This window comes from Micropruina sp. (assembly GCF_047607385.1).
Classification (GTDB): Bacteria; Actinomycetota; Actinomycetes; order Propionibacteriales; family Propionibacteriaceae; genus Micropruina.
Genome location: NZ_JASGDE010000086.1, coordinates 1 through 10,702 on the forward strand (window position 1 = coordinate 1; position 10,702 = coordinate 10,702).

The following is a 10,702-nucleotide window of genomic DNA, read 5'->3' on the forward strand; positions in this document are numbered from 1 at the left end:
CGACCGGGACGCCAGCAAGCGCGGGCCGATGGGCGCCGCCGCCGCCGGCAACGCCGAGCTGGTGGTGGTCACCGACGACAACCCGCGCTCCGAGCCGCCGGCCGCGATCCGCGCCGCCGTGCTGGCCGGGGCGCGCGAATCCGGCACCGGCACCGAGGTGCTGGACGGCGGCGACCGCCGCTCCGCGATCGCGCTGGCGCTGCGCCGGGCCGACCCGGACAGCTGGGTCGCGGTATTGGGCAAGGGGCACGAGACCGGCCAGGAGATCGCCGGGACGGTCAGCGCGTTCGACGACGTGGCGGTGCTTCGCGAAGAATGGCAACGACTCGTTGGGGGGAACAACGACAGTGCGTGAACGGACGATTCGACAAGTGGCGGCGCTGGCCGGCGCGGTGCCGATCGACGACGAACCGATCGGCATGGGCCGGCCGGCCGGCCCGGACGTGGTGATCGACTCCCGGCTGGTGACGCCGAACGCCGTCTTCGTGGCCCTGCCCGGCGAGCACGCCGACGGTCACGACTTCATCGCGGCGGCGGCTGCCAACGGCGCCGCGGCGGCGATCTGCACCCGCCGCACCGCCGCACCGCTGGCGCATCTGCTGGTGGCCGACGCCGAGCGCGGGCTGAGCGAACTGGCCCGCGGCGTGGTGGCCGAGGCGAAGGCGTCCGGGCTGGCCTGCGTCGGCGTCACCGGCTCGTCGGGCAAGACCAGCACCAAGGACCTGCTCGGCCAGGTGCTGGCGGCGTCCGCGCCGACGGTGAGCCCGCGGGGCTCGTTCAACAACGAGATCGGGGTGCCGCTGACCGCGTTGCGGGTCGGCGACGACACCCGCTACCTGGTCAGTGAGATGGGCGCCCGGGGCGGCGGTCACATCGCCTGGCTGTGCGGCATCGTGCCGCCCGACGTCGGGGTGGTGCTCAACGTGGGCCGGGCGCACCTGGGCGAGTTCGGCTCGGTCGAGGCCATCGTGGCGGCCAAGGGCGAACTGGTCGAGGCGCTGCCGGAGAGCGGCTGGGCGGTGCTGAACGCCGACGACCCGCTGGTGCTCGGCATGGCGGGGCGCACCGGCGCCGCGCTGGCCACCTTCTCGCTGGCCGGCGAACCCGACGCCGGCGCCCTGCGGGTCTGGGCCCAGGACGTGGTCGCCGACGAACTGCAGCGGCACAGCTTCACGCTGCGCGCCGCCGGGACGGTGCGGGCGGCGGTTCCGGTCACCCTGCTGGGCTCCGGACGCCACCAGGTGGCCAATGCGCTGGCCGCGGCGACCGCCGCCCTGGCGCTGGGCCTGCCGGCCGAGCTGATCGCCGGCGCGCTGAGCGCGGCGACCGCCCGCTCGGCCTGGCGGATGCAGCTGATGCCGCGCGCCGACGGGGTGCTGGTGGTCAACGACGCCTACAACGCCAACCCGGATTCGATGCGGGCGGCGCTCGGCACGGTGGCGGCGATGCGGCGTCCTGGCGGGCGGCTGGTCGCCGTGCTGGGCGACATGCTGGAGCTCGGTGCCGACGCCGACGCCGAACACCACGCCCTGGGGGTGCTGGCCGCCGACCTGGGCTTCGACGTGGTCGCCGTCGGCGACTTCGCCGACCGGATCGCGGACGGCGTCCGCGAGGCGTCCGGCAGCGTGCGGGTGGTGGCCGATCGGGACGCCGCGGTTGCGGTGGCGGGGTCGGATCTGCAACCGTCCGATGTCGTGGTGATCAAGGCATCCCGGGGACTGGCGCTGGATCGAGTCGCGGACGCGCTGGCGGCCGACCCCGCGGCGGAGCAGGGGAGCGACGCATGAGAAGCATCCTGCTGGCCGGCGGGCTCGGCCTGCTCGGCACCCTGCTCGGCACCCGCTTCGCGATCCGGGTGCTGGTCAAGAACGGCTACGGCCAGTTCATCCGCGACGACGGCCCGACCGCGCACCACACCAAGCGCGGCACGCCGACGATGGGCGGCATCGTGATCATCGGCGCGGTGATCGTCGCCTACGCGCTGGCCCACCTGATCACCTGGTCGCCGCCGACGGCGTCCGGGATCCTGGTGCTGTACCTGGTCACCGGCCTGGGCCTGGTCGGCTTCGCCGATGACTGGATCAAGATCTCCAAGGCCCGCTCGCTGGGCCTGGAGAGCTGGGCCAAACTGGTCGGCCAGGCCGTGGTCGGGGTGTCCTTCGCCATCCTGTCCTTCCAATTCCCCGACGACCAGGGCATCACCCCGGCCAGCGCCGCGGTCTCCTTCTTGCGCGACATCAGCTGGTTGCAGCTGCCGATCTGGCTGGCGGTGATCTGGATCATGGTGGTGATCGCGTCCTGGTCGAACGCCGCCAACCTGACCGACGGGCTGGACGGCCTGGCCACCGGCGCGGCGACCATGGTCTTCGCCGCCTACGCGCTGGTGAACATCTGGCAGAACAACCAGTCCTGCGCCACCACCTCCACCGTCGGCCCGCAGTGCTACTGGGTGCGCGACCCGGGTGACCTGGCCCTGGTCTCGCTGGCCCTGGCCGGCGCCTGCTTCGGCTTTCTGTGGTGGAACGCCAGCCCGGCCAAGATCTTCATGGGCGACACCGGTTCGCTGGCGATCGGCGGGGGACTGGCGGCGCTGTCCATCTTCACCCGCACCGAGCTGCTGATGCTGATCATCGCCGGGCTCTTCCTGATCATCACCCTCTCGGTGGTGCTGCAGGTCGGCTACTTCAAGGCCACCAAGGGCAAACGGCTGTTCAAGATGGCGCCGTTGCAGCACCACTTCGAATTGCTCGGCTGGGCCGAGATCACCATCGTGATCCGGTTCTGGATCATCTGCGGGCTGTGCGTCGCGCTCGGCCTGGGCATCTTCTACGCCGAATGGACGGTGGGTCTGCAGTGATCGACTGGTTGCCGGACGCCACCCGGCTCTCGCCCTGGCCGCAGGCCCGGGTGGTGGTGGCCGGGCTGGCCGCGTCCGGGTACGCCGCCGCCGACGGCCTGCTGGAACTCGGTGCGCAGGTCACCGTGCTGGACGACGCCGACACCCCGGCCAACGCCGAGAAGGCCGCCATCCTGGAGGTGCTCGGCGCCGACGTCCGGCTCGGCCCCGGCTCGACCGCGGTGCTGCCGCCGGAGACCGACCTGCTGCTGGTCTCCCCGGGCTGGACGCCGCGGGCGCCGCTGGTCGCCCAGGCCCGGCGCGGCGGGGTCCCGGTGTGGGGCGAGGTGGAGCTGGCCTGGCGGATGATGCAGCCCGACCGGGTGGTGCCCTGGCTGGCGGTCACCGGCACCAACGGCAAGACCACCACGGTGAACATGCTGGAGTCGATGCTGACCGCGGCCGGGCTGACCACCTCGGCGGTCGGCAACGTGGGGCGTCCGATCGTCGAGGCGATCCTGGACGAGGTCGCCTACGACGTGCTGGCGGTGGAGCTGTCCAGCTTCCAGCTGCACTCCACGAACTCGCTGGCACTGCACTCCGCGGCGGTGCTCAACCTGCAGCCCGACCATCTGGAGTGGTACGCCGACCCGGCCTCCTGGGACAGCCCGGCCCCGGACGCGATGGCCGCCTACGCCGCCGACAAGGCCCGGATCTTCGAGCGGGTCACCCACAGCTGCGTCTACAACGTCGCCGACGAGGCCACCCGGCGGATGGTGGAGGACGCCGAGGTGACCGAGGGTGCCCGGGCCATCGGCTTCACCCTGGGCACCCCGACCATCGGCCAGCTGGGCGTGGTGGACGACCTGCTGGTCGACCGGGCCTTCATCGCCCAGCGCCGGGACTCGGCGATGGAGCTGGGCAAGCTCTCCGACGTCCGGCCGTTCGCGCCGCACAACGTGGAGAACGCGCTGGCCGCCGCCGCGCTGGCCCGCTCCTTCGGGGTGCCGGCCACCGCGGTCCGCGACGGGCTGCGCGCCCTGGAACTGGGCGACCACCGGATCCAGGCCGTCGCCGAGCACGACGGCATCCGCTGGGTGGACGACTCCAAGGCCACCAACCCGCACGCCGCGGCGTCCTCGCTGCGCGCCTTCGACTCGATCGTCTGGATCGCCGGCGGCCAGGCCAAGGGCACCAGCTTCGACGAGCTGGTGCGCAACTACGGCGAGAAGCTCCGGGCGGCGGTGCTGCTGGGCGTCGATCGCGGGGTGATCGCGGACGCACTCGCCCGACACGCGCCGCAGATCCCCGTCACCGTGATCGATTCCACCGACACTGGAGCGATGGCTCAGGCGGTCGCGGCCGCCCACGGGTACGCCGAACCCGGCGACGTGGTGCTGCTGGCGCCGGGCTGCGCCAGCAAGGACATGTTCACCGGGTACGACGCGCGCGGAGCCGCGTTCGCCCGGGCCGTCCGGACGATCACCGGAGCCGAGGAGAAGGGCTGACAGACAGTGGCGATCCTCTCTTCCCCGCTGGATCGTAAGCAGACGACGAAGGGCACCACCCGGCGTCGGTCCCGTTCCACCCCGATCGGCGACGCCCTGGCGCATCCGCGGGCCAGCTTCTTCCTGGTCCTGGTGCCGACCGTGCTGCTGCTCAGCCTGGGCATGATGATGGTGCTCTCGGCGTCCAGCGTGCTGGGCAGCGTCCGGTTCGGCGACGCCTACTACTTCGTCAAGCGGCAGGTCTTCTTCCTGGCCGTCGGCGGCGTCGCGGCGCTGCTGCTGTCCCGGTTCCAGCCGCGGTCGCTGAAGATCCTCGGCTGGGTGCTGGTGGTCGTCGCGCTCGGCCTGCAGATGCTGACCTTCACCCCGCTCGGCTGGGGCGAGGCGAAGGGCAACCGCAACTGGGTGCAGTTCGGCACCTCGTTCTTCCGCATCCAGCCCTCCGAACTGGCCAAGCTGGCGATCATCGTCTGGGGCGCCGACCTGCTGGCCCGCAAGCAGAAGCTGCTCGACCAGCCGAAACACCTGCTGGTGCCGTTCGTGCCGGTGTCGCTGCTGCTGATCGGCCTGGTGGTGCTGCAGCACGACCTGGGCACCGGGATGATCATGGGCGCCATCGTGGTGGCCATGCTGTGGTACGTCGGCGCGTCCTGGAAGATCCTGGCCGGCATCGGCGCCACTGTGGTGACCGCGGTGCTCGCCCTGGTGATCACCTCCGGCAACCGGATGGACCGGATCCTCGGCTTCCTCAACGCCGGCCACGACACCTTCGGGGTCAACCTGCAGCCGCAGCGCGGCGTCTTCGCGCTGGCCTCCGGCGGCTGGTGGGGTCTGGGGCTGGGCGCGTCCCGGCAGAAGTGGGGCTCGCTGGCCGAGGCGCACACTGACTACGTGCTGGCCATCGTGGGCGAGGAACTGGGCCTGATCGGCACCCTGGTGGTGCTGTCGCTGTTCCTGGTGCTCGGCTACGCCGGCTTCCGGATCGCGCTGCGCTCCGACCTGACCTTCTGCCGCTACGTCGCCGCCGGCGTCACCTCCTGGTTGATGATCCAGGCGCTGGTGAACATCATGGTGGTGTTGAAGATGATCCCGGTGATGGGCGTGACGCTGCCGCTGCTGTCCTACGGCGGGTCCGGACTGATGGCCAACCTGGCCGGCATCGGCATGCTGCTGGCCTGCGCCAAGCTCGAACCGGACGCCCGCCGGCTGGCCGAACGCAGGAAACGCAAGGGCGGCAACGCCGTCACCGTGGTCGAGTCGCGCCGCGCATAGGAGGACCATGGCTCACGTCGTGCTGGCCGGTGGGGGGACCGCCGGGCACACCTCGCCGCTGATCGCCACCGCCGAACGGATCGCCGAGGCCGACCCGTCCGGCAGCATCGTCGCGGTCGGGACCGCCCGGGGGCTGGAGACCACCGTGGTGCCGGCCGCCGGGTTGCGGCTGGAACTGATCCCGCCGGTGCCGCTGCCGCGTTCGCTCACCCCTGAACTGGCCAAGGTGCCGTGGCGGCTGGTCGACTCGGTGCGGCAGGCCCGCCGGATCCTGAAGCGGGAGTCGGCGGACGTCGCGGTCGGCTTCGGCGGCTACGTCTCGCTGCCGGTCTACCTGGCCGCCCGCACCCTCGGCATCCCGGTGGTGATCCACGAGCAGAACGCCCTGCCCGGGCTGGCCAACAAGGTCGCGGCCCGGTTCGCGAAGCTGGTCGCGGTGTCCTTCCCGGCCACCCCGCTGCCCGGGGCGGAGTATCTCGGGCTGCCGGTGCGGCGGGGGATCGCCGCGCTGGACGTGGAGGCCCGGCGTCCGGACGCCCGGGCCGGCTTCGGCCTCGACCCGGAACGCCCCACCCTGCTGGTCTCCGGCGGCTCCCAGGGCGCGCAGAGCATCAACAACGCGACGCTGGGCGCCCGGGACCGGATCCTCGCCGCCGGCGTCCAGATCCTGCACGTGCTGGGGCCGAAGAACATCACCGACGCCGACGTCGTGGTCACCGATCCCGGCAGCGGCGCCCGCTACCTGCCGCTCGGCTACGTGGACGCCATGGAGGACGCCTACGCCGCCGCCGACCTGATGGTCGGCCGGTCCGGCGCCGGCACGGTGATGGAGACCGCCACCGTCGGGCTGCCGGTGATCTTCGTGCCGCTGCCGCACGGCAACGGCGAGCAGGCCCGCAACGCCACCTTCCTGGTCGAGGGCGGCGCGGCCCGGCTGGTCGACAACGCCGACTTCGACGCGGCCCGGATGGCCGTCGAGGTGCTCGGCCTGTTCGGCGACCCGGACGCCCTGCCGGCGATGCGCCGGGCCGGTCGCGCCCTGGTGCCCCCGGACGCCGCTGGACGACTGGCGCAGCGGGTGCTGGCCATCGCGGGACGGGGCTGAGATGGCCCTGGTGAAACCCGTACCCCTGGTCGGCACCGGCGAGCTGGGCGGCGTCCACTTCATCGCCATCGGCGGTGCCGGGATGAGCGGCATCGCCGCGGCCTACGCGGCGTCCGGCGTCCGGGTCTCCGGCAGCGACCAGGCCGATTCGGCCACCCTGCGGCAACTACAGCGGGACGGCATCGAGGTGCACGTCGGGCACGACCCGGCCAACCTGGGCGACGCCCGCACCGTGGTGGTCTCCTCGGCGATCCGGGAGTCGAACGTGGAGCTCGCCGAGGCGCGCCGCCGGGGGCTGCGGGTCTGGCACCGCAGCGCCGCCCTGGGCGCGCTGATGCTGGGCCGGCGCGGGGTGGCGATCACCGGTACCCACGGCAAGACCACCACCACCGGGATGACCGCCGAGATGCTGGCCGGCCTGGGCGCCGACCCGTCCTACGTGATCGGCTCGCCGCTGGCCAGCACCGGGCACAGCTCCCGGCTGGGAGCCGGGGAGGCGTTCGTGGTCGAGGCCGACGAGTCCGACGGCTCCTTCCTGCAGTACCCGGCCGAGGTGGTGGCGATCACCAACATCGAGGCCGACCACCTGGACAACTGGGGCACCGAGCAGGCCTACTTCGAGGGCTTCGTGGCACTGGCGACCGCGCCCGGGGTGGCCACCGTTGTGCTGTCCGCGGACGACCCGGGCACCCGGGCGCTGCGGGGGCTGGTCGAGGGGGAGGGCCGCCGGGTGCTCACCTTCGGCGAGTCCGAGCAGGCCGATGTCCGGCTCACCGAGATCGCCGTCGACGGCCCCTCGGCATCCGCGCTGCTGAGCGCGCCCGGCGACAGCGGGGCGCTGCGGCTGGCGGTGCCCGGACGCTACAACCTGCTCAACGCCGCCGCCGGCTACGCCATCGGACGGGCCCTCGGCGTCCCCGGCCCCGAGCTGCGGGCCGCCGCGGAGCTGTTCCGCGGCACCTACCGCCGGTTCAGCTACGTCGGTGAGCTGGCCGGCGCCCGGATCTACGACGACTACGCCCATCACCCCACCGAGGTGCGCGCCCTGCTGGCCGCGGCCCGGCCGCTGGCCGGGGACGGACGCCTGGTGGTCTGCTTCCAGCCGCACCTGTTCAGCCGCACCCGCGACTTCGCCGCCGACTTCGGCACGGCGCTGGCCGCCGCCGACGAGGTGATCGTGCTGGACGTCTACCCGGCCCGGGAGGATCCGATCCCCGGCGTCACCGGCGAGCTGGTCGCCGACGCCGCGCGGACGGCCGGCGCCAAGGTGACCTACGTGGCCGACAAGGCGGCCGCGCCGGGGGTGCTGGCCGGCGCGCTGCGTCCCGGCGACCTGGCCTTGACGGTGGGCGCCGGGGACGTCACCGCGGTCGGCCCGGCGGCGTTGGAGGCCGGCCGGTGACCATTCCGGGAGTCAGCGACGCGACCGGCCGGATCGTGCTGCGGCGCCGCCGCGGCAGACGCCGCCGAGTGATCGCGATCGCGGTGCTGGCCGGCGTCCTGGCGGTGCTGGGGGTGCTGGCCTGGCTGGTGCTCGGCTCCAGCGTGCTGGGGGTGCGCGCCGTCGTGGTGCAGGGCGGCGCGCTGGCCGGAGCCGACCAGGTGCGGGCGCTCGCCGCGATCCCGGACGGCACCCCGCTGGCCCAGGTCGACCTGGACGCCGTCGCTGCCCGGGTCTCCGGGCTGGCCCCGGTGGCGAAGGTCGCGGTGTCCCGGCAGTGGCCGAACACGATCGACATCGCGATCACCGAACGGGTCCCGGCGCTGGCCGTCGAGACCCCCGGCGGCTACTGGATCGCCGACGACACCGGGGTGATCTTCAACTCCGCCGCCCAGCCGCCGCGCAACCTGATGGTGGCCCGGGTGCCCGGCGGCGATCCGCGGCTGATCCGGGATCTGGCGGCCGTGACCCGGGCCCTGCCGGCCTCGCTGCGCTCCACCGTCCAGCTGATCGGGGCGGACACTCCGGACAGCATCACGCTGGAGCTCAGCGGCGGCGCCCGGGTGGTCTGGGGCGGTGCCGAGCAGTCCGAACTGAAGGCTCAGGTGCTGGCCCGGCTGCTGCCCGGGAAGCACCGGGTCTACGACGTCTCGGCGCCGTCCAACCCGACCACGCGCTAGGCGGAACCTGAACCCTCGACAACCCTGAAGTACTACTTGAGGGACGCGCCGAGCGGGCAGGGTGCGTTGGACGCGGGTGTTCGCGGCTGCGTAGCCTGTGATCCGACGTGACCGAGTTGCCTTTCCCCGGGGTCTGCACCGCAACTTGAGACTTGTCTTCGGCAAACGCAAAAGCGCTATTGAGGTGGGAATCTTCGTGGGCAGTGCATCCCAGAACTACTTGGCGGTCATCAAGGTCGTCGGCGTCGGTGGGGGTGGTGTCAACGCCGTCAACCGGATGATCGAATCCGGTCTGCGCGGCGTGGAGTTCATCGCCGTCAACACCGACGCACAGGCGTTGCTGATGAGCGACGCCGACGTCAAGCTCGACATCGGCCGCGACCTGACCCGCGGGTTGGGCGCCGGCGCCGATCCCGACAAGGGCAGGCAGGCCGCCGAGGATCATGCCGACGAGATCGAAGAGGTGCTCAAGGGCGCCGACATGGTCTTCGTCACCGCCGGCGAGGGCGGCGGCACCGGCACCGGCGGCGCGCCCGTGGTGGCTCGGATCGCCCGCTCGCTGGGCGCGCTGACCATCGGTGTGGTGACCCGGCCGTTCTCCTTCGAGGGCAAGCGCCGCGCCACCCAGGCCGACAACGGCATCACCGGCCTGCGCGAGGAGGTCGACACCCTGATCGTCATCCCCAACGACAAGCTGTTGGAGATGACCGATCACCAGGTGGCGATCCTGGACGCCTTCAAGCAGGCCGACCAGGTGCTGATGCAGGGCGTCTCCGGCATCACCGACCTGATCACCACGCCGGGCCTGATCAACCTCGACTTCGCCGACGTGAAGGCCGTGATGAGCAACGCCGGCTCGGCGTTGATGGGCATCGGCTCGGCGCGCGGTGAGGACCGGGCCCGGGCTGCCGCCGAGATGGCGGTCAGCTCGCCGCTGCTGGAGGCCAGCATCGACGGTGCCCACGGCGTCCTGCTGTCCATCGCGGGCGGCTCCGACCTGGGCCTGTTCGAGGTCTCCGCCGCGGCCAACCTGATCGAGGAGGCGGCCCACGAGGACGCCAACATCATCTTCGGCACGGTGATCGACGACGCCCTGGGCGACGAGGTGCGGGTCACCGTGATCGCCGCCGGCTTCGACGGCGGGCAGCCGCCGCGGCGCCAGCCAGGCATCACCCGGGCACCCGATCTGCGGCAGCAGCAGAGCCGTCCGGCCCCGGCCGCGCCGGTGAGCCGTCCCGAGCCGAGCTTCGCGCGTCCGGCCCAGCCGGCGGCCGAGCCGGTGGTGCGGCCGCAGGAGCCCAGCGTGGAGCGTCCCTCGCCCTACGCGCCGCGTCCGGCGCAGCCGCCGGCCGACGACGACCTGGATGTGCCCGACTTCCTGAAGTAGAGGCGACAGCCCCTACCTGCGGAGCATCAGCGATGTATCAGTTCCACCGTGACCCCGGCGCCGACGGCGTCGGGGTCGCCTTTTCCGACGCGCTCGGCCCGGACGGCTCGGTGCTCAGCCTGGGCGGTGCGCACGGGGCCGCCGGACGCGCGCCCGGCATCGCCGGGCTGGAGGCCGACCTGGGCGTGCCGCTGGCCGTGGTGCGCCAGGTGCACGGCAGCGAGGTGGCCGTGCTGGGCGAGGACACCGACCTGGCCGAGCTGGCCACCCGCAGCGCGGACGCCCTGGTCACCACCCGGGCCGGCATCGGCCTGGCGGTCCGGGTCGCAGACTGCGTCCCGGTGCTGCTGGCGGACGCCGCGGCCGGGGTGATCGGTGCCGCGCACGCCGGCCGGGTCGGCCTGGCCGGCGGGGTGCTGCACCGATCACCCCGGCCGCGGCGTCCGCCAGCAGCACCGGGACGCAGTCTGCGA

The 10,702-nt window shown here is 72.9% G+C and carries 10 protein-coding genes; all 10 read left to right on the forward strand.

The genetic code is table 11. The features are described 5' to 3' along the window. A partial coding sequence (locus QM582_RS07780) for a glutamate ligase domain-containing protein (RefSeq protein ID WP_415083246.1) occupies nucleotides 1-355 on the forward strand: 355 nt, incomplete at its 5' end. Beyond that, nucleotides 348-1,787: a UDP-N-acetylmuramoyl-tripeptide--D-alanyl-D-alanine ligase gene (locus QM582_RS07785; protein ID WP_415083248.1), complete on the forward strand. Its 1,440-nt coding sequence runs from the start codon at nucleotides 348-350 to the stop codon at nucleotides 1,785-1,787. The genes QM582_RS07780 and QM582_RS07785, both read left to right, overlap by 8 nt. Further along, nucleotides 1,784-2,857: a phospho-N-acetylmuramoyl-pentapeptide-transferase gene (mraY, locus tag QM582_RS07790; RefSeq protein ID WP_415083250.1), complete on the forward strand. Its 1,074-nt coding sequence runs from the start codon at nucleotides 1,784-1,786 to the stop codon at nucleotides 2,855-2,857. The genes QM582_RS07785 and mraY overlap by 4 nt, the downstream gene beginning before the upstream one ends. Continuing rightward, entirely contained in the window at nucleotides 2,836-4,344 is a 1,509-nt protein-coding gene (gene murD / locus QM582_RS07795) for a UDP-N-acetylmuramoyl-L-alanine--D-glutamate ligase (RefSeq protein WP_415083252.1), read from the forward strand. Before mraY ends, murD begins: the two co-directional genes overlap by 22 nt. 6 nt (nucleotides 4,345-4,350) lie before the next feature. Further along, the gene (gene ftsW / locus QM582_RS07800) at nucleotides 4,351-5,616 is read left to right on the forward strand and encodes a putative lipid II flippase FtsW (protein ID WP_415083254.1); all 1,266 of its coding nucleotides are present in this window, start codon (nucleotides 4,351-4,353) and stop codon (nucleotides 5,614-5,616) included. Nucleotides 5,617-5,623: 7 nt separating this feature from the next. Further along, nucleotides 5,624-6,721, forward strand: a complete 1,098-nt coding sequence (gene murG / locus QM582_RS07805) for an undecaprenyldiphospho-muramoylpentapeptide beta-N-acetylglucosaminyltransferase (protein ID WP_415083256.1) — start codon at nucleotides 5,624-5,626, stop codon at nucleotides 6,719-6,721. Nucleotide 6,722: 1 nt separating this feature from the next. Further along, nucleotides 6,723-8,123, forward strand: coding sequence for a UDP-N-acetylmuramate--L-alanine ligase (gene murC / locus QM582_RS07810; RefSeq protein ID WP_415083257.1), 1,401 nt, complete (start codon nucleotides 6,723-6,725; stop codon nucleotides 8,121-8,123). Beyond that, nucleotides 8,120-8,842, forward strand: a complete 723-nt coding sequence (locus tag QM582_RS07815) for a cell division protein FtsQ/DivIB (RefSeq protein ID WP_415083259.1) — start codon at nucleotides 8,120-8,122, stop codon at nucleotides 8,840-8,842. The genes murC and QM582_RS07815 overlap by 4 nt, the downstream gene beginning before the upstream one ends. A 196-nt stretch (nucleotides 8,843-9,038) precedes the next feature. Continuing rightward, nucleotides 9,039-10,229, forward strand: coding sequence for a cell division protein FtsZ (ftsZ, locus tag QM582_RS07820; RefSeq protein ID WP_415083261.1), 1,191 nt, complete (start codon nucleotides 9,039-9,041; stop codon nucleotides 10,227-10,229). Nucleotides 10,230-10,261: 32 nt separating this feature from the next. Continuing rightward, nucleotides 10,262-10,702 (forward strand): laccase domain-containing protein (locus QM582_RS07825; RefSeq protein ID WP_415083283.1); only part of this gene is annotated, 441 nt, incomplete at its 3' end.